The organism is Pseudomonas sp. GW821-FHT11D10 (assembly GCF_058808435.1).
Genome location: NZ_JBXARR010000009.1, coordinates 211,908 through 230,651, shown reverse-complemented (window position 1 = coordinate 230,651; position 18,744 = coordinate 211,908). Strand labels below are relative to the sequence as shown.

15 protein-coding genes are annotated in these 18,744 nt (G+C 62.6%); 3 read left to right on the top strand and 12 right to left on the bottom strand.

The window, feature by feature from the left end; translation table 11 throughout:
- Positions 1-274: 274 nt before the first annotated feature.
- The 5 genes from AC1RT4_RS24105 to AC1RT4_RS24085 all read right to left on the bottom strand — a co-directional run bounded on the left by AC1RT4_RS24105 (position 275) and on the right by AC1RT4_RS24085 (position 6,783).
- Entirely contained in the window at positions 275-1,537 is a 1,263-nt protein-coding gene (locus tag AC1RT4_RS24105) for an NAD(P)/FAD-dependent oxidoreductase (RefSeq protein ID WP_493088386.1), read from the bottom strand.
- On the bottom strand, positions 1,527-3,119 hold the full coding sequence (locus AC1RT4_RS24100; protein WP_493088384.1) for an aldehyde dehydrogenase (NADP(+)): 1,593 nt from the start codon (positions 3,117-3,119) through the stop codon (positions 1,527-1,529). The genes AC1RT4_RS24105 and AC1RT4_RS24100 overlap by 11 nt, the downstream gene beginning before the upstream one ends.
- Positions 3,120-3,199: 80 nt before the next feature.
- Positions 3,200-4,147, bottom strand: a complete 948-nt coding sequence (locus AC1RT4_RS24095; protein WP_493088382.1) for a dihydrodipicolinate synthase family protein — start codon at positions 4,145-4,147, stop codon at positions 3,200-3,202.
- A 55-nt stretch (positions 4,148-4,202) separates the two neighbouring features.
- A complete protein-coding gene (locus AC1RT4_RS24090) occupies positions 4,203-5,129 on the bottom strand; it encodes a 4-hydroxyproline epimerase (RefSeq protein ID WP_493088380.1) in 927 nt (308 codons plus the stop codon).
- Between the two features lie 22 nt (positions 5,130-5,151).
- Complete coding sequence (locus AC1RT4_RS24085; RefSeq protein WP_064595752.1) at positions 5,152-6,783, bottom strand: APC family permease; 1,632 nt, start codon at positions 6,781-6,783, stop codon at positions 5,152-5,154.
- 239 nt (positions 6,784-7,022) lie between these two features.
- Between AC1RT4_RS24085 and AC1RT4_RS24080 the strand changes: the two genes are divergently transcribed.
- From AC1RT4_RS24080 to AC1RT4_RS24070, 3 genes are all read left to right on the top strand, one after another.
- Complete coding sequence (locus tag AC1RT4_RS24080; protein WP_493088377.1) at positions 7,023-7,793, top strand: PAS domain-containing protein; 771 nt, start codon at positions 7,023-7,025, stop codon at positions 7,791-7,793.
- A gap of 61 nt (positions 7,794-7,854) precedes the next feature.
- The gene (locus AC1RT4_RS24075; protein WP_493088375.1) at positions 7,855-8,136 is read left to right on the top strand and encodes a hypothetical protein; all 282 of its coding nucleotides are present in this window, start codon (positions 7,855-7,857) and stop codon (positions 8,134-8,136) included.
- Between the two features lie 139 nt (positions 8,137-8,275).
- A complete protein-coding gene (locus AC1RT4_RS24070; protein WP_493088373.1) occupies positions 8,276-10,402 on the top strand; it encodes a TonB-dependent receptor family protein in 2,127 nt (708 codons plus the stop codon).
- A 10-nt stretch (positions 10,403-10,412) separates the two neighbouring features.
- Here AC1RT4_RS24070 and AC1RT4_RS24065 read toward each other — a convergent pair whose 3' ends face one another.
- The 7 genes from AC1RT4_RS24065 to AC1RT4_RS24035 all read right to left on the bottom strand — a co-directional run bounded on the left by AC1RT4_RS24065 (position 10,413) and on the right by AC1RT4_RS24035 (position 18,744).
- Entirely contained in the window at positions 10,413-11,168 is a 756-nt protein-coding gene (locus tag AC1RT4_RS24065; protein WP_085604824.1) for an ABC transporter ATP-binding protein, read from the bottom strand.
- Positions 11,162-12,223: a FecCD family ABC transporter permease gene (locus tag AC1RT4_RS24060; RefSeq protein WP_493088371.1), complete on the bottom strand. Its 1,062-nt coding sequence runs from the start codon at positions 12,221-12,223 to the stop codon at positions 11,162-11,164. Before AC1RT4_RS24060 ends, AC1RT4_RS24065 begins: the two co-directional genes overlap by 7 nt.
- Positions 12,220-13,407: an ABC transporter substrate-binding protein gene (locus AC1RT4_RS24055; protein WP_493088369.1), complete on the bottom strand. Its 1,188-nt coding sequence runs from the start codon at positions 13,405-13,407 to the stop codon at positions 12,220-12,222. The genes AC1RT4_RS24060 and AC1RT4_RS24055 overlap by 4 nt, the downstream gene beginning before the upstream one ends.
- A 64-nt stretch (positions 13,408-13,471) precedes the next feature.
- The gene (locus tag AC1RT4_RS24050; RefSeq protein WP_493088367.1) at positions 13,472-15,886 is read right to left on the bottom strand and encodes a TonB-dependent siderophore receptor; all 2,415 of its coding nucleotides are present in this window, start codon (positions 15,884-15,886) and stop codon (positions 13,472-13,474) included.
- A 95-nt stretch (positions 15,887-15,981) separates the two neighbouring features.
- The gene (locus tag AC1RT4_RS24045; protein WP_493088365.1) at positions 15,982-16,959 is read right to left on the bottom strand and encodes a FecR domain-containing protein; all 978 of its coding nucleotides are present in this window, start codon (positions 16,957-16,959) and stop codon (positions 15,982-15,984) included.
- Positions 16,960-17,475: a sigma-70 family RNA polymerase sigma factor gene (locus tag AC1RT4_RS24040; RefSeq protein ID WP_039771138.1), complete on the bottom strand. Its 516-nt coding sequence runs from the start codon at positions 17,473-17,475 to the stop codon at positions 16,960-16,962.
- Between the two features lie 84 nt (positions 17,476-17,559).
- Positions 17,560-18,744, bottom strand: coding sequence for an aminotransferase class V-fold PLP-dependent enzyme (locus AC1RT4_RS24035; protein ID WP_493088363.1), 1,185 nt, complete (start codon positions 18,742-18,744; stop codon positions 17,560-17,562).

The following is an 18,744-nucleotide window of genomic DNA, read 5'->3' as shown; positions in this document are numbered from 1 at the left end:
AGATTTTTAGCTCATAGGGTCAATGTCCTTTTGAAATATATTGCCCAAGCTGAGGAGTTTTAATGGTTTTGTGCGTGCAGCGTTTGGCTAGCTGTCGTCCACAGTGTTGTTCCCCTCCATACCAAACAAGAACGGGCCTTGAAGAATACTTGCTCGTGGCCGGAGCGACGCATTTATCCGAGTTATCAGGCGGCCATTAACAAACTGCAAAGCCAGATGTCGAGTATTCACCTCCGTTGTCTGTCATCTGTTTACAAAACCATTCGTTGGTCCCTCAAAAGCGATCCAGCCGATAGGGCTCGCTCGATGGAAGAATACGAGCCGTTTCCTGCGCCGTCGGCAAAACCATCCCCCCAACCATCTCCGCCGTCACCGCCGCCTGCGTCAGCCCCAAATGCTGATGCCCGAACGCAAGCAGCACTTTCCCGCCACACACCCGATCGATCACCGGCAACGAATCCGGCAGCGACGGCCGAAAACCCATCCACGGTGTGGCTGCCTCGACACTCAACTCCTCACGAAACAACCCCTTGCTCAACCGATGCAACTGCCACGCACGGGCCATGGTGGGTGGGGCTTCGAGGCCGGCGAATTCGACGGTGCCGGCCAGGCGCAGGCCTTCGGACATCGGGGTAATGATGAATTTGCGTTCCAGCGAGGTGACGGGGAAGGGCAGTCGGTTGTGTTCGTGAGGCAGCATCAGGTGGTAGCCGCGCTCGGTGTCCAGCGGGACTTTTTTGCCGGTCAGTGCGGCGGTGAGTTTTGCCGAATGAGCGCCGCAGGCGATCAGTACCTGGCGAGCGGACAGGGCGCCGGTTCCGGTCATCAGGCTGACGCCATGTTCGTGCAGTTGCCCGCCCTGAACCGCCTGCTTCACAAACTGCACGCCGCTGGCTTTCGCCGCTTCCACCAACTCACGAACGACGCCGTAGGGGTCGATGAAGTGCCCGGTGCTCGGGAAAAACAGTCCGCCCTGAATCTGTTCGCTGAGTTGCGGCGCGGTCTCGCGTACCGCCCCGGCTTGCCACCAATCGACTGGCACCTGTTGCTGTTGCATGCGTCGCTGCAATGCTTCGAGGGCCGGGCGCGAGTCGGGGCGTTCGAACACCAGTAGCGAACCTTCCATCTTCAAGAGGTCGGGGCGCTGAATGTCATTGAGCAAGCGGTGCCAGGCATCGAGCGAGCTTTCATTGAGCGCCCGTAACCCGGCGACGGTGCGCTGGAACGGCGCCGAGCGCAGGTTCAGCAACAGCCGCGTAAACCAGGGCAGGGCGCGGGGCAGGTATTTCCAGTCCAGGCGCAGCGGCCCCATCGGGTCCATGAGCATGGCCGGCAGGCGTTTGAGGATCGAGCTGTCGGCAATCGGAAACACTTGTTCGGTCGCCAGGTGTCCGGCGTTGCCGAACGAGGCGCCGTGGCCGGGTTCCTGCGGGTCGATCACCACCACCCGCAAGCCTTGACGGGCCAGGCGCAGGGCGCTCGCGACGCCGATAATGCCGGCGCCGACCACGGCGATATCGTGCGGGTTATTCGGCATTTTTCGCGGTTTCCCTTTGGCCATCGAGCAAGCGACGCAGCGACAGTGGATTGGCGTGTTTGAGCGCGGTGGGCAGCAGGCTGTCGGGGAAATCCTGATAGCAGACCGGGCGCAGGAAACGCAGGATCGCCGCGGTGCCCACTGACGTGGTGCGCGAATCGGAAGTCGCCGGGAACGGCCCGCCATGCACCATCGCATCGCAGACTTCAACGCCGGTCGGCCAGCCGTTGACCAGCAGCCGTCCGGCCTTGCGCTCCAGGGTCGGCAGCAATGCGCGGACCTGTTGCAGATCCTCGTCATCGAAATGCAGCGTGGCGGTCAGTTGGCCTTCCAGCTGTTCGAGCATCTGACGAATTTCAGCGTCGCTGGCGCATTGCACGATCAAGGACGTGGCGCCGAATGCTTCGGCCTGCAACGAATGATCAGCGAGGACGTCGGCGGCGTCGGTGACGAACACATGGGCCTGGCCCTGATTCGGCTCCGTTGCTCGCTGGCCGACGGCGGCAATGCGCGCCCGGGCATTTTCCGCGAGGGCATTCACGCTGGACTCATAGGCATTGAAAATCCCCGGCGTCAGCATGGTCTGCGCGGGGCTGCGCTGGATCAGTTCGGTGGTGGCGCCAATGAAAGCGTCCAGCGCTGGACTCTTACGGGCGATGACCAGACCGGGATTGGTGCAGAACTGGCCGGCACCCAATGTCAGCGAAGCCACAAAACCTTGGGCCAATGCCTCGGCGCGATTCTGCAGCGCTGCCGGAAACAACAAAACCGGGTTGATTGAGCTCATTTCCGCATACACCGGAATCGGCTCGGGCCGAGCCTGAGCCGCCTTAATCAACGCGAGCCCGCCACTGCGCGAACCGGTGAAGCCCACAGCCTTGATCCGAGTATCGCCGACCAGCGCAATCCCCACTTCACGGCCGGAGCCGTACAACAACGAGAACACACCTTCCGGCAAACCACAGGCCTTGACCGCCCGCGCTACTGCACGTCCGACCAACTCGCTAGTGCCGGGGTGGGCGCCGTGTGCCTTGACGATCACCGGGCAGCCGGCGGCCAGCGCCGAAGCGGTATCGCCACCGGCCACCGAGAACGCCAGTGGAAAGTTGCTCGCGCCAAACACCGCCACCGGGCCCAGTGGAATCTGCCGCTGACGCAGGTCCGAACGCGGCATTGGCTGGCGCTGTGGTTGCGCGCTGTCGACTCGCACATCCAGCCATTCACCTGCTCGCACGGTGCGGGCAAACAGACGCAGTTGCTGGCAGGTGCGGCCCCGTTCACCCACAAGGCGCGGGCGCGGCAGGCCGGTTTCGGCCATGGCGCGGTCGATCAGTTCATCACCGAGCGCTTCGATTTCGCCCGCGATGGTTTCAATGAATTCGGCCCGTGCCTCGAGCGATGTCTCGCGATAACGGTCGAGCGCCGCCCAGGCCAGTGCACAGGCCTGCTCGACATGCTCGGCAGAGCCGCCGGCGTAGGCCGGTTCCAACGGGGTGTTGGTGGCGGGGTTGATTCCGTGGATGACGTCGCGGTCGCCGGTGAGGGTTTGCTGACCGATCAGCAGTTGGCCCGTCAGAGTCATGGCGCATTCCTTATCAATAAAGCAGGTCACGTATAAGGCCCGCCGCCGTGGGAGGTGGCGGGCTTGAGCGCAGCGGCAGGTCAGGCGAAGTTCTGTTCCGCCGACCAGTTTTCGTACCAGTGACGGAACAGCGCGTACTGGGCTTCCGCGTAACGGCGTTGCGAGTCGCTGAGCGCATCGGTTTCGTTGAAATGCAGGGTGTATTCCTTGTCGCCGTTGAGCACCATCAGGTGTTTGTAATACAGCACCAGATCCGCGCCTTCGTCGAAGGACGACAGCACCGCCAGCGCCGATTCCAGCTCGCGCGCCTGACGCCGGGCCTTGGCGTCACCCTTGGCGGCCTGCTTGCTCAGGGCCACCAGTTGCAGCACTTCGCGGGGCAGGGCGTTGCCGATCCCGGTGATGGCGCCGGTGGCGTTGCAGTTGACGAAGCCATGCACCACTTGAGTATCGACACCGACCATCAGGGTCACGGCATCGTCCTTGGAGGTGATGTTTTCAGCGGCGTAGCGCAGGTCGGCGCCACCGCCGAATTCCTTGAAGCCGATCAGGTTCGGGTATTCGCGGCGCAGTTCGAAGAACAGGTCGGCGCGGGTGGCGAAGCCGTAGTAAGGGCTGTTGTAGATCACCGCCGGCAGGTTCGGCGCGGCTTGCAGAATCGCCGCGAAGTGGGCTTTTTGCGCCGCCGCCGAAGCGCCACGGGACAGCACCCGAGGAATCACCATCAAGCCCTGCGCGCCGACTTTGGCTGCGTGGGCCGCGTGGGACACCGCTTCACGGGTGTTGACCGCGCCGGTGCCGACGATGGTCGGAATGCCGGCCGCCACCAGGCGCGCCACGCCTTCCTGACGCTCGGCTTCGGTGAGCAACGGCCAGTCGCCCATGGAGCCGCAGTACACGACCGCGCTCATGCCGATGTCGATCAGCTCGCGACCCTTGGCCACCAAGGCATCGAAGTCCGGTTTGCGCGCGGCGGTGCACGGGGTCATCAGGGCGGGCATGCAGCCGGTAAAGATGTTGTCGCTCATTATTGTTCTCCTTGGAACGGTCATTCAGAGGGGTTTGAAAATGCAGCGCAGCGGCTCAGATGCCCCACGCGAACGGATCGGTTTCGTCGATCAGCAACGTGCTGTCGGCGGTCATGTGGGCGCGGCCGGTAATGAATGGGCGGATGCGCTCGCCTTCCCATTCGAAGCGGCCTTCGAACTGGCTGCCGGTGATGCTCGCCTGCACCCAGCGCTCGCCCGGCGCGAGTTTTTCGTCGGCGGCCAGGCACGCCAGTTTGGCGCTGGTGCCGGTGCCGCAAGGGGAGCGGTCGTAGGCTTTGCCGGGGCACATGACGAAGTTGCGGCTGTCGGCCTCGGTGTCATCGGCGAACAGTTCGATGTGGTCGATGACCGCGCCGTCCTCGCCATGGATGCCTTGGTCTTCGAGGGCCTTGAGCATTTTCCAGGTGAGGTCGGTCAGGGTTTCGACGTTGTCCATCTTCAGCGTCTGGCCGTGTTCGGAGACCAGGAAAAACCAGTTGCCGCCGTAGGCGACGTCACCGAGGAAGCGGCCGTATCCCGACACTTCCACCGCCACCTGCTTGTGTGAGCGATAGGCGGGCACGTTGCCCAGAGTCACGGCGCCGTCTTCATGCAGCGTTGCACTGACCGGGCCGACCGGCGTGTCGATCTTGTGCACGCCCGGTGCGATCAGACCAAGGTGTTGCAGCGATGCAACGAGGCCGATGGTGCCGTGGCCGCACATGCCGAGGTAACCGGCGTTGTTGAAGAAGATCACCCCGCAGATGGCGTCCGGCGACACCGGTTCGCAATACAGTGCACCCACCAGCACATCGTTGCCGCGCGGTTCCAGCAGACAGGCGCGGCGCCATTGGTCGTGCTGGTTGCGCAGGGCGTCGCGTTTCTCGGCCATGGTACGGCCGGGCAAGTCGGGAAAACCTTTCATCACCAGACGCGTGGGCTCGCCGCCGGTGTGGGAATCAATGACGTGTACTCGTTTCATGGACAGGTCCCGTTGAGTGATTTCAGTAAGCGCCGGCAGCGCGCGGGTTGGCAGCGGAGGCAGGGGACGGCGAAGCGACTTCGCTCTCATCCTCTTCCGACTCCAGGCGCAGCAGGTGTGCCGGTACGCCGGTGGCGGCGCCCCAGTAATAAATGCCCATCGCACAGGCTGCGACGACCAGGGTGTCGAACGGATGGGTGAGGATGCCCAGGCCGCCGAAGGTGCCGAGTTTCGAGAGGACGATGGTCACCGCGTAGAAGGCGATCAGCCACGCCGACGAGCGCACTTGCCGGGACAGGCTGAGGTGGGCGGTCGGCACGAAGCGGCCGCAGAGCAGGTAGACGACGAACATCAGGATTTGCAGGCCGAGCAGCCAGGACACGGTGTTCCAGCCCGACCAGTAAACGATCAGCGCAGCGATGATGAACGACACCGGCCCCAGCACGCCCATGCACTTGACCCGGAACGGGCGCGGCATGTCGGGCGCATTGCGACGCAGCGCGGCGACGGTCACCGGGGCGACGGCGTAGCTCAACACCAGCGCGGCGGACACCACGTTGATCAGTGCTTCCCACGATGGGAACGGCAGGGTCCAGAACACCGACAGGGCGAAGGTCAGCCACAGCGCCGGACGCGGGATGCCGGACTTCGCGTCGATGTGGGTGAAGACCTTGAAGAACGTGCCGGTCTGCGCCCAGCCGTAGATCACCCGAGGCGTGGCGTTCATGTAGATGTTGCCGCAGCCACTGGGCGAGATCACCGCGTCCGCCACCACCAGATACGCCAGCCAGCCCACGCCCAGCGCCAGGGCGATGTCGCGGTACGGCAGGGCGAACTCCTTGGAAACCCCGGCCCAGCCATTGGCGAGCAATTCGGTCGGGATGCCGCCTAGGAAGGCGGTTTGCAGCAGGACGTAGATCGCGGTGGAGAGCAGCACTGACAGGATCAGCGCAATAGGGATGGTGCGCTGGGGATTTTTCACTTCGCTGGCCACCGAGATGATCGGGGTCAGGCCGAGGTAGGCGAAGATCACGCCGCCGGCGGAGACGGCCATCTCGATGCCCGAGAGTCCGAAAGGCGCGAAGCCTTGGACCTGAAAGTTTTCCGGTTTGAAGAAGGTGAACAGCACGCCGATCACCAGCAGCGGCACGATGAACTTGAACACGCTGACCAGGTTGTTGGCCTTGGCGAAGGTCTTCACGCTGCGGTAGTTGAGCAGGAAGAACACGCACAGCAGGCCGAACTGCACCAGCCAGCCGAGCAGGGTCGGATCACCGCTGCCGGCCTTGGTCAGGCTGGGAAACCAGGCCGCCGCGTATTGGCGAGAGGCAACCACCTCGATCGCCACGAGGCTGGAAAACGCGATCAGCGTGATGAAACCCATCAGGTAACCGAGCAGCGGCCCGTGGCTGTAAACCGGGTAGCGCACTACACCGCCAGCGCGGGGCAACGCCGCGCCCAGTTCGCAGTAGACGATGCCCAGCAGCAACACGGCGAACCCGCCCAGCAACCAGGAAAAAATCCCCGCCGGCCCAGCAATCGCCGACACGTGACTGGCCGCGAACAACCAGCCGGAACCGAAGATCGCCCCCAGTCCGATAAAGGTGAGGTCGATCAATGAAAGTTGTTTTTTGAACTTGCCTTGGCCTGACATGGCATCGCCTTCTTGTGAGTTATTGGATAGGCAGGTGTGAGTCACTGGAACGGCTAAACAGTGAACTCATCAGGCGTCGGGCGATTGATGTTTTGCGCAGCTGCGGATGACGAAATCGGCACAGTTGCGAAGAAAGACAGCGGCGCTCGACACGCCGCAAACGTTGCTGCAATCTGCACGCGAACGCCTCAGGGCGGGCACGTTTTCAGGCCGATCCACTCACCGGGGAAGACCTTCACATGCAGAACGCGTTTGCGATCCTCTGTCAGGGCGATGAGCGCCATCGGCCGCATACCCTCGACGCACTGCTGGGCGGCGTGGCACCGCTGTTGCCGATGCTGGACGCGATTCCGAACGCGGCGATCTTCATCAAGGACGTGCAGGCGCGGTACGTCCTGGCCAATCGCACGCTGGTGCAACGCTGCGGCCTGAAAGACCTGAAACCGTTGCTCGGCAAGACCAGTGCGCAGGTGTTTCCGGCGCAACTGGGGCCGGGTTACACCGAGCAGGATCGGCGGGTGCTGGAAGAAGGCTTTGTGCTGGAGGATCAGCTGGAACTGCACCTGTACGGCAGTCGCGAACCGGGCTGGTGCCTGACACACAAGCGTCCGCTGTACAACCGTGGCGGCGAGATCATCGGCCTCGCGGGGATTTCGGTGGACCTGCAATCGGCCAGCGAAACCCACCCGGCGTTTCAGCGCCTGGCGGCGGTCGACGAACACATCCGCGCGCATTTCAATCGGCGTGTCACCTTGGGCGAACTGACCCGGATCGCCGGTATTTCGGTGGCGCAACTGGAGCGCTACTGCAAACGGGTCTTTCACCTGACGCCGAGGCAGGTGATTCAGAAAGTGCGGCTGGAACATGCCCATCGCTTGTTGCACACCGAGCTGCCGATCACCGAGGTGGCGCTGCAATGCGGCTACACCGATCACAGCGCATTCACTCGCCAGTTCAAGGCGTCGACCGGTTTTACCCCGCGCCAGTACCGGCAGGCGACCACTCAGTGATTGTCCGGCAGCAGCGACTAGACTCCATGGATCACGGTTGTCTTTCGAGGGGTGAAGCGGAATGAGCAGAACAGTCGCGCTTCACTGCTCGTCGTGGCTCTTGATCGCCTTCAGCGTGATGCTGGCTTCGGGTTGCTCGAACAGAACGCACTACCCGCCATCAGGCGTTGGCGACAGCTGTTACGCCAAGGCGTTGCCGACGGTCGGGGAGGGTGGCCTGGCCTGGGGCTCCAGCCTGAACATGGCCCGGCAAAAATCCATGGCCAATTGCATGCGTTACGCCGGGCGCTCGGGGGGGACGCCGGACACCTGTCAGGTGGTGTTGGCCAAGTGCAAGAATTGACGAAGGGAGGGCACGAAGCTCAAAAGGACAAATCAGCCGCATAAGTACCTGACAAAAAACAAAATCGCCATGTGTTTCCTTCGTTCTTTCATACGTCGCAGTTGTCACTGTCCGTTCCCGCCTGTCTGGAGTTCACCCGATGCCTTCGCTCAAAACCCTGCCCGCTGCCTTGCTGGGGCTGGCCCTTGTCTGTCCGGTCAAGGCGCAATCCCAGGGGCTGGAATTGGGGCAAGTGCTGATCGGGGCCGAAGATCAGAGCGGTGACGATGTGTCGGTGGAAGAGGCGAAGGCTCGTCTGGCCCAGGTGCCGGGTGGCAGCAATGTGGTCGATATGCGCCAGCCATTGCAGGGCCGGGTCGCCAGCAATCAGGACGTGCTGGCGTATCAGCCCGGTGTCTATGCCCAGTCGGCGGGCAACGAAGGGACGAAGATTTCGATCCGTGGTTCGGGCATCAACCGTGCCCCCGGCGCCCACGCGTCGGGGCTGTACACGATGCTCGACGGTCTGCCGCTGACCGGCCCCGGCGGCACGCCTTATGAATTATTGGAGCCGCTGTGGCTCGACCATGTGGAAGTGTTGCGCGGTGCCAACGGTTTTGATCGCGGTGCGCTGGCCCTTGGCGGCGCCGTCGATTACGTCAGCCACACGGGCTACAACGCGCCGCTGCTGAATGTGCGTTATGTCATGGGCAGCCACGGTTATGCCCAGCGGCAAGTCAGCTCCGGTCAGGTGCTGGGTGACTTCGATTACTACCTGTCGATGACCGACGCGCATTCCGACGGTTATCAGGATCACACCGCCAGCAAGAGCCAGGGCGTGATCGCCAACTTCGGTTATCGCTTCAATCCGAATCTGGAAACCCGCTTCTACATCCGTCACCGCGAGACCGACAACGACCTCGCCGGCCGGGTGACCAAACATTCCATCGAACACGATCCGCGCGCGGCCAACCCGGCCTATGTGACGCGCAACGACAGCCGCGATCAGCCCGGCAGCACCTTCATCGGCAACAAGACCACGTACTACATCGACGACGATTCGAGCATTCAGACCGGTCTGGTTTATCACGATTACCCGATGGACCTGCGCGAAGGCCCCAACCGCCTGAAGGTCGCTTACACCGATGTCAGCGGCACGTTCGACTACAAGCGCCGCGACACGCTCTGGGGAATGGAGAGCAACAGCACCGTGGGCCTGCGAGTCACCAAACACCTGCCCAATGACGGTGCCAGCGAACGGGTGCGGATTCCCACCGGCAACACCGCCCGCTACGCGCCGGGCACCCACATGCGCAACTTCACTTATCAGGGATCGGATTCTGTCCTGCACGTGGGCAACGATCTGGAAATCGCCGACGACCTGTGGCTGACCACCGGCCTCGCCGCGATCTACACCCGCCGCGAAAGCGCGGTGACCTACCCGGAAGGTGGCGGCAAGACCAGCCTCGGCGACTGGGATTACGCGCCACGCCTGGGCCTGCGCTATCAGGTGACGCCGGACCTGCAACTGTTCGGCAACCTCAGCCGCTCGGTCGAAGCGCCGCATCCGTGGTCGCTGATCTACAGCTCCAATGTACGCTTCCCGGCCGGCAGCGGCGCCGCCACCGGCACTCAGCGTGATCCGGTCAAGCTGCAGAACCAGACCGCGACCACTCTGGAACTCGGCGGTCGTGGCGACAGCGCACTCGGCGAGTGGAGCCTGGCCTGGTACTACGCCCAGGTGCGCCACGAATTGCTTTCGGTGTTGCCGGACGCCAACGCCACCACGCCTTACGAACTCAACGCCAGCCCGACCGTGCACCAAGGTATTGAAGCCAGCCTCAATAGCAACCTGTGGTCAGCAAACGATGGCGGCAAGTTGAGCCTGCGCCAGGCCTACACCTTCAGCGACTTCCATTACCGCGACGATGACCGCTTCGGTGACAACCGCTTGCCGGGCCTGCCGATGCATTACTACCAGGGCGAACTGCGCTACGACTTCCCGCAGGGTTTCTTCGCGGCGGTCAACACGCAACTGGTCTCGAAAACCGCAGTGGATTACGCCAACAGCTATTACGCCGATCCTTACGCCACCTTCGGTGCCACCCTGGGTTACAAAGCCCCCAAAGGCGACTGGCAGACCTGGCTGGACATGCGCAACCTGACCGACAAGCACTATGCCGCTACCGTTACGCCGGGTTATGACGATAAAGGGCTGGACGCCGCACGCTCCACGCCGGGTGAGGGCATGGCGATGTATGTCGGGGTGTCGTGGAGCCTGCTCTGAGGGCCAGACCTCAAACAATATCGTCGATCAGAATATGGTGCTGCCCACGACTGCATTGCTCGATCCGTGCCTCGACCTTGTAGACCGTACGCAGCATCGGCTCGGTGATGACTTCATGGCTGGGCCCGCTGCCATGCGCCGTGCCACCCGCGATGACCAGCACCTGATCGGCAAAACGCAGTGCCTGATTCAAGTCGTGGATGGCGATGAACACGATCACCTCGCGACGGCGTGCCAGGGCCTTCATGAAGTTCAGCACCTGAACCTGCCGGTGCATGTCTAGTGCGCTGGTGGGTTCGTCCATCAGCAGTATTTCCGGTTCGCGCACCAGGGTCTGGGCGATTGAGACCAATTGCTGCTGACCGCCGCTCAATTCCCCGAGGTTGCGGAATGACAGTTCGGTGATCCCGAGTGCATCGAGAATCTCGTCCACCAGTTTCAGTTCATCGTCGTGAACCGACCAGTTGGGCGTCAGCTGCTTGCGCGCCAGCAGCACCGATTCGTACACCGTCAACCGGGCGCTGGCGTTCAGGCCTTGCGGCATGTAACTGATGCCCTGCGTGCCTTTTTTCGAACCTTCCAGAATCACTTCGCCCGGGCCGTCGATCAGCCCGGCCATGCGTTTGAACAACGTCGATTTGCCCGCCGCGTTGGGCCCGACCACCGCCACGACCTGGCCGCCGGTAAACGTCGCGGTGCTGACACCGGAAATGATCTCGCGCTGCCCGTAGCGGGCGCCGAGGTTGTCGAGCCGGATCTTCACCATGAGTTTTTCTTACCGTTGAGAATCAGAGAAATGAAGAACGGCACGCCGATCAGTGACGTGACCACGCCGATGGGGAATATCGCCCCCGGGATCAGGGTCTTGCTGACCACCGAACTGGCGGACAGGATCAGCGCGCCAGTCAGCAACGAGGCCGGCAGGAAAAACCGCTGATCCTCGCCGATCAGCATCCGCGCAATGTGCGGCCCGACCAGCCCGATAAAACCGATGGTGCCGACGAACGCCACCGGGAACGACGCGAGCAGGCTGACCATGATCAGCGTCTGGAAACGCAGGCTGCGCACGTTGATACCGAAGCTGGCAGCCTTGTCATCACCCAGGCGCAGGGCGGTCATTGCCCACGCGCGTTTGGCGAAGATCGGCAGGGTGATGAGGATCACCACGCAGATCACGCCGAGTTTCGGCCAGGTGGCTTTGGTCAGGCTGCCCATGGTCCAGAACACCACGGCCGCCACGGCTTGTTCGGTGGCGAAGAACTGCACCAGCGCCAGCAGCGCATTGAAGGTAAACACCAGCGCAATGCCGAGCAGCACGATGGTTTCGGCAGTGACGCCACGGCGCATGCTCATGAAGTGAATCAGCAGCGCCGAAAGCATCGCCATGATGAACGCGTTGAGCGGCACCATGTATTGCGCCGCCAGCGGAAACAGCGCCACGCCGAAGGCCAGCCCCAGCGCTGCGCCGAAACCGGCCGCCGCAGAAATGCCGAGGGTGAAAGGGCTGGCGAGCGGATTGTTGAGGATGGTCTGCATCTGCGCCCCGGCCAGTGAAAGCGCCGCGCCGACAGCGACCGCCATCAACGCCACCGGCAGACGGATGTCCCACATCACCACCCGAACCTGGGCCGATGCGGTGTCCGGCGAGAACAACGCACCGAGCACTTCGCTGAGGCTGTAGCGAGCCGGGCCGAGTGCCAGATCAAGCAGCACGCTGAAGATCAGCAGCACGGACAGCCAGAGCAGAATCAGCCGTTTACGCAGCACCAGCCGCCGGTAGGTGACGCTCTGCACAATCGGTGCTTCGCCCAGCGAACTCATGGTTTGGCCTCGCTTTTTTGCAGGCTGACGAAATAGCCGGGCTCGTAGGGCACCGGCAGAAAGCGTTCGTGCATCTCGCGAAATGCCGCGTCCGGATCAAGATCGGCGAACAGTTCCGGGTGGAACCATTTGGCCAATTGCTGAATGGCCACGAACTGGTAAGGGCTGTTGTAGAACTGATGCCAGATCGCATGAAACGCCTGAGTGTCCTGCGCCTTGATGCCGGCGTAGGCCGGGCGTTGGGTGTACCAGGCCAGTTTGCGTCGGGCTTCGGTGAGATCCGCGCCCGGGCCGACGCCGACCCAATGGCCGCCCGGCGCAAAGGCTTCCCAGTCGGCGCTGGTGACTACGACATGGTCGGGGTTGGCGACGATCACTTGCTCAGGGTTCAGCTGTCCGAAGGTGCTCGGAATGATTCGTCGGGCGATGTTGTTGCCGCCGGCCATGTCGACGAACAGACCGAAGTTCTCGTTGCCGAAACTCAGGCAGCAATCGTCGGTGTAGCCACCGATGCGTTCGATGAACACGCTGGGGCGGGCAGGGTGGCGCTTCTCGATCACGTCGGTGACGCGGTGGATCTGCTGGTTACGAAAATCGATGAAGGCTTCGGCGCGTTCTTCCTTGCCGAACAACTTGCCGAACAGGCGCATGGTCGGCTCGGTGTTTTGCATGGGGTTGTTGCGAAAATCGACGTACACCACCGGAATGCCCAGGGCGTCGAGTTTCTCAATGTAGCGGGCATCCTCGGTCGCGTGCTGCGCTTCGATGTTGAGGATGATCACGTCAGGCTTCTGCGAGATCGCCTGCTCGATGTCGAAGGTGCCGCTCTCGAAACCGCCGAAGGTCGGGATCTTGGCAATGTCGGGAAATTTGCGCAGGTAGGCGTTATAGGTGTCCGGGTCGGACTGGATCAGGTCCTTGCGCCAGCCGACGATGCGTTCGATGGGGTTCTGCGTATCCAGCGCGGCCACCAGATACAACTGGCGACCTTCACCCAGGATCACCCGGCGCACCGGCAGGTGAACCTTGACCGTGCGGCCCTGCAAATCGGTCACGGTGCCCAGCGCCGGATCCGCTTCGGCAGCTTGAGCGCGGCCCGGCATCAAGGAAGAAATCGACAGACCCAGCAGCCCGGCGAACAGCAGGGCGGCGAAGGTCTGGCGGCGGCGAAAAACATTAACCATGGTGTATGCCTTTGCAAAAGCCGGATCGGACCACGACGCCAGGCGCCGCACCGGGCCGGACGTTTCAGAAATCGACAGTGGCCGAGAGCAACAAGGTACGAGGCGCGCCCTGGGAGAACGCGCCGTAAGAGGCGACGCCGGACCAGTATTCACGGTCGAACACGTTCTGCACGGTGGCCCGGAAAGTGGTCGGTCGTTCGGCGATGCGCGTGGCGTAGCGGGCGCCCACATCGAAGCGGGTCCAGGCGTCCAGTTGTTGGGTGTTGGCCTGATTGACGTACTGGCTACCGGTGTAGATCGCGCCGCTGGTCAACGTCAGGCCTTCGACCTGCGGGACGTCCCACTCGGCCCAGAGGTTGGCTTGCACCTCGGGAACCCCGACCGGTTTGTTGCCACGGTTGGCAGCGACGCCGGTGCGGGTCAGTTCGCCGTCGAGCAGTGTCACGCCACCGATCAGGCGCGTGCCCGTTGCGATCTCGCCCGCCATGTTCAGTTCGACGCCACGGTTGCGCTGTTCGCCATTGACCGAGAAAACTCCGGACGCCAGTTCACCGCTGGGCTTTTCCAGCTGAAACAGGGCGATGGTGGACATGAAACTTCCGTAGTCGAGCTTGACCCCGACTTCCTGCTGGCGGGACACATAAGGGGAAAAGATCTCGCCGGCGTTGGAGGCGGCGGACGGCGCGATGTCACCCTTGCTCAGGCCTTCGACGTAGTTGTAGTAGAACGAGACATGATCCCAGGGTTTGACGACGACCCCGAACAGCGGGGTGGATTTGCTTTTGTCGTAAGACGTGGTGACGAAGCCGGCCGCGTTGTAGTTATCCGACTTGATGTTCTGCTGACGCACGCCGAGTGTGACTTGCAGGCGTTCGTCGAGCACCGACAGGGTGTCGGCAAGGGCCACGCCCGACAGTTCGCTTTCGGAAACCTTCGGTGTATCCGGTTTGGCGATCGCAGGTTTCGGGCGGTCGGCCGGGTGATAGATGTTCGACAGGATCGCCGGCCCGGAAATAATCCCCCGGGACAAATGATCGCGGTAGCGGGTGACTTGCAGCGCGGTGCTGTGGCTGATCGGGCCGGTGTCGAAACGCAGGCGCGCCCCTGCATCGACGGTGTAGCGCTGGACTTCGAACTTGTAATAGCCGGGGATCGACGAGGTGTCGCCCGCTTCGTTGATGATGGTCGGGGTCTGGTCGGACATGCGCGCGACATCCGACTTTCCTCCACCCGCGTGGGCGAACACGGTCAGGTTGTCGTTGAGGTCGTACTCGCCGCCGAGCAACGCCGATTTGTCGCGGGTTTCCGACCAGCCCCATTCCTGGCTGACGCTGGTGCGGCCGTTGGCTGCGGATGGAATCTCCACGCCGGAGGCGATCAGGAAGGGGCGGGATGCGGCGTCGAAACTTTCTTTCTGATTGATCAGATCCAGAGTGGTGCGCAGGCGCTCGCCCTGATAGTCGAGGGCAATCGCGCCGATGCCGACTTCTCTCGATTGCTTGTCGATGGCGGTATCGCCTTGCTGGACGCTGCCATTGACCCGCACGCCGAAGCGGCGTTCTTCACCAAAGCGGCGGCTGACATCAAGGTGTCCGCCGAGCTGGGTATTCAAGGCGTAACTGGTGGTGAAGCGGGTCAGGTCTTCGTCCAGCGAACGCTTGGGCACCACGTTGATCACGCCGCCGACGCCGCTGTTGGGCGACATGCCGTAGAGCAAAGCGCCGGGGCCTTTGACCAGTTCGATCCGTTCGGCGTATTCGGTGAACACCCGGTAATTGGAGGCCACGCCGTACACGCCGTCGAAGGCCAGTTCGCCGAGATTGCCTTCACCGACGGGAAAGCCGCGAATGAAGAACGAGTCGACAATCCCGCCTGTCTGCCCGGTGGAGCGCACCGAAGAGTCGCGTTCCAGCAAGTCGCCAACCGTGACAGCCTGCTGGTCCTTGATCAGCGTCGAGGTGTAGCTGCTGACACTGAACGGCGCGTCCATCGCATCGCGGTTGCCCAGAATGCCGAGGCGTCCACCACGCGCGACCTGACCGCCCGTCAGCACCGGCGGCAAGCTGTCGGCGCGCTTGTCGATGCCTTCGACCGTGGTGTCCGACAACGTGACCCGGCGCACCACCAGCGTCCACGTTCCGTCGCTGCGGGCGACCATTTCCAGACCGCTGCCTTCTAGCAGTCGGGACACCGCTTCCTGCACCGAGTAGCTACCGGACAATCCCGGGCTGACGAGGCCTTCGGTGATCGACGGCTGAAACGACAGGGCAATGCCGGCGTCCACGGCGAAGCTCGACAGCGTCACGCCCAGAGGGCCGGGCGCAATGTTGTAGGCTCGAACAGTGACCGCGTCCAGTTGCGCCGGCCCGGCTGCCTCGGCGAGCGCGCTGCTGGCCAGGCCCAGCACAACGCTGAGCAGCACACTGCGCATAACGGGCTTTAGCAGACGATCCGCAAACAAGGGTCGTGCAACGAGCATGAAGGGGTGACCCTATGGACGAGGTGGAATGGTTGTTCCTTTCATTGCCAGCCGAGATCAAAAAAAGTATCACCTGCGCGGTGATTTTTTTTTGCTCAGGCGGGTGAGAGCGTCACCCAGTAACCGCTCAAGTGCCCGGAAACGAGCACGGGATAGGTCTGCGCCAGCATGTTCAGCGAGCGTTGGGTATCGCTGATGGGAAAGGCCCCGGAAATGCGCAGGTCGGCAATGGCTGGATCGCAGCGCACAAAGCCCCGGCGATAGCGCGCCAGTTCGACGACGAAATCCGCCAGCCGCATTTTGTCGGCCATCAGCATGCCTTGGGTCCAGGCGCCGACGTTGCGGTCGGTCGGGTTCATTGCGCCAAAGGCTTGAGATGAAAAGTCGGTACGTTGCCCGGCGTTGACGATGATCGGTGCGCTCTGGGGACTGTCGGCCAGCTCGACCTGCACGGCTCCTTCAAGCACTGCGAGTTGGGTGCGCGGTTGCCATTCGCGAACGGTGAATCGCGTGCCCAGCGCCTGCATCAGGCCCTGACGGGTGCTGATCAGAAAAGGTCGAGGTTGCGCGGCGTTGTCCGGCGCGGTCTGCACCAGGATTTCGCCTTCGCGTAAATGGATCAGCCGCTGCCGGGTGTCGAACAGCACGTCGATGGCCGTGTCGGTGTTCAGGGTGATTTGCGAGCCGTCGGCCAGGGTCAGTTCGCGGCGCTGGCCGACGGCCGTGTGGTAATCGGCGGACCATTGCTGCGATTGCGCGAGTTTCCAGCTGCCCCAACCGGCGGGCACCGCTGCCAGCAACAAGGCCAGTTTGCCAAGGGCTGCGCGGCGTTCCGGGTTGCTCGGGCGATCCAGCGCCGACATCGCCAGCGACGGTGGCAGGCCACCAAATTTGCTTTGCAGCAACTGCGCGCGGGCCCACGCCCGGTTGCGCTCGGGGCTGCTGACTTTCCAGTATTCCCACTCTGCACGCTCGGTTTCGCTGAGGTCGTTTTCACTCAGGCGCATCAGCCACTCGGCGGCTTCTTCGAGGATTTTCGGATCGAGCGGCGGATCACTGCGGCGCGTGAGCATTCATTCCACCAGCATCAGGCACTGCACGAAAGCCTGTTTCATGTAGCGCTTGACGGTGATCAGCGAGACGTCCAGCTGCTCGGCGATGTCGGCGTATTTCAAACCGCCGATCTGCGACAGCAGGAATGCGCGTTTGACCAGCGGTGGCAGGGTGTCGAGCATCGCGTCGATTTCGTGCAGGGTTTCCAGTACCACGAAACGCAGCTCGGGGGAGGGCACTTCCGGCGCGGGCAAATGCGCGAGGGCATCTAGGTAGGCGCGTTCCAGTGCCTTGCGCTGATACCAGTTGATGAGGATGCCCTTCGCCACGCAACTCAGGTACGCCCGGGGCTGCTCGATGGTCGTGACCTGGGAGGCGAGGATCCGGGTGAAGGTATCCTGCGCCAGATCCGCCGCATCCATGGCGTTACCCAGTTTTTTCTTCAGCGTGGCGTACAGCCAGCCGTGATGGCCGCTGTACAGCGCTTCGATCACGCGCAGATGGTTGTCGTTGTTCGCGGGAAGGGTTTCGCTCATGGCTGCAGTGTTTTGCAATTGAGAAGTATTCCCAATGCTAGTGTACAAAGAGCCCGCGACGCAAGCGCGAATCAGCATCCGTTTTCAGGCGCGGGGCATTCTCAACAATGTGTTTACCATGGCATCAATTTCAGCCTCGGTGTTGTAGGCGTGCAGTGATGCGCGGCTGACTTCCAGCAGGTCCCGTTGCTGCATGTCGAGCATCGTCGAGCGGAAAGTCGAGGTGGTGACGTTGATGCGTTTTTCCTGCTTCGCCAGCCATGCCTGGACTTGCGCGGCACTGGCGTCCTGACAGGTGAAGGTGACGATGCCTGACTTGACCGCGCCCCGATCCTGCGACGTAACACCCGGCACATCGGCCAGGCGATTGCGCAGATGCGCTGACAATCGTTGAATGCGCTGCCACATCGGTTCGATGCCTTGCGCCAGGGCATAACGGGCCGCCGCGCCCATGCCGAGTTTCGCAGCGACGTTGCATTCCCAGTTTTCGAAGCGCCGGGCATCTCCGCGAATTTTGAAGGTGTCGGGTGTCAGCAATGAAGCCGCATGCAGGTCGAGAAACGCTGGTTCAAGGTTTTCGCACAAGGTCTTTTCGACATAGAGAAACCCCATGCCCCGAGGGCCGCGAAGGTATTTGCGGCTGGTGGCCGCCAGCATGTGGCAGCCGATTTTCTGCACATCGATCGGCATCTGCCCGACGCCCTGACAGGCATCCAGCAGAAACAGAACCCCGGCAGCGCGGGCGAGGGCGCCGATCTGCTCGATGGGCTGCACCGGGCCGCCGTTGGTGGCGATTACCGGCAGCGACACCAGGGCAACCCGGTCATCGCCGAGCATGTCCCGCAGCGCCGGCAATGACACCTGGCCCTGTTCATCATTGGGAATGACCCTGATCTCGATCCCGCGCTGCTGCTTGAGTTGCAGATAGGGAATGTAGTTGCCGGCGTATTCGGTGTTCGACGTCAGCACCACATCACCGGGCCGCAGCGGCAATGAATAGAAGGCCATGTCCCAGGCGCGGGTCGCGTTTTCGATCACCGCGATCTCTTCCGGACGCGCGTTGATCAGTTGGCCGATGGCGTCGTAAACGTCCTCCACTTCCTGGGCCTGTTGGCCGGCGGCTTCGTACCCGCCGATCCGGGCCTCAAGTTGAAGATGACGGGTCATCACTTCGATCGCCGGATCGGGCATCAGCGCCGCGCCGGCATTGTTGAAGTGAATGAGTTGTTCGACACCCGGGGTGTCGGCGCGCAGTTGTTCAATGTTCAA

Bases quoted from the DNA above. Each gene is read 5' to 3' on its own strand.
- AC1RT4_RS24065 (WP_085604824.1), bottom strand. From the start codon at position 11,168: ATGGTGAAGATCCGGCTCGACAACCTCGGCGCCCGCTACGGGCAGCGC.
- AC1RT4_RS24080 (WP_493088377.1), top strand. From the start codon at position 7,023: ATGCAGAACGCGTTTGCGATCCTCTGTCAGGGCGATGAGCGCCATCGG.
- AC1RT4_RS24100 (WP_493088384.1), bottom strand. From the start codon at position 3,119: ATGACTCTGACGGGCCAACTGCTGATCGGTCAGCAAACCCTCACCGGC.
- AC1RT4_RS24105 (WP_493088386.1), bottom strand. From the start codon at position 1,537: ATGCCGAATAACCCGCACGATATCGCCGTGGTCGGCGCCGGCATTATC.
- AC1RT4_RS24090 (WP_493088380.1), bottom strand. From the start codon at position 5,129: ATGAAACGAGTACACGTCATTGATTCCCACACCGGCGGCGAGCCCACG.
- AC1RT4_RS24045 (WP_493088365.1), bottom strand. From the start codon at position 16,959: ATGCTCACGCGCCGCAGTGATCCGCCGCTCGATCCGAAAATCCTCGAA.
- AC1RT4_RS24085 (WP_064595752.1), bottom strand. From the start codon at position 6,783: ATGTCAGGCCAAGGCAAGTTCAAAAAACAACTTTCATTGATCGACCTC.
- AC1RT4_RS24055 (WP_493088369.1), bottom strand. From the start codon at position 13,407: ATGGTTAATGTTTTTCGCCGCCGCCAGACCTTCGCCGCCCTGCTGTTC.
- AC1RT4_RS24060 (WP_493088371.1), bottom strand. From the start codon at position 12,223: ATGAGTTCGCTGGGCGAAGCACCGATTGTGCAGAGCGTCACCTACCGG.
- AC1RT4_RS24070 (WP_493088373.1), top strand. From the start codon at position 8,276: ATGCCTTCGCTCAAAACCCTGCCCGCTGCCTTGCTGGGGCTGGCCCTT.
- AC1RT4_RS24040 (WP_039771138.1), bottom strand. From the start codon at position 17,475: ATGAGCGAAACCCTTCCCGCGAACAACGACAACCATCTGCGCGTGATC.
- AC1RT4_RS24095 (WP_493088382.1), bottom strand. From the start codon at position 4,147: ATGAGCGACAACATCTTTACCGGCTGCATGCCCGCCCTGATGACCCCG.
- AC1RT4_RS24050 (WP_493088367.1), bottom strand. From the start codon at position 15,886: ATGCTCGTTGCACGACCCTTGTTTGCGGATCGTCTGCTAAAGCCCGTT.
- AC1RT4_RS24075 (WP_493088375.1), top strand. From the start codon at position 7,855: ATGAGCAGAACAGTCGCGCTTCACTGCTCGTCGTGGCTCTTGATCGCC.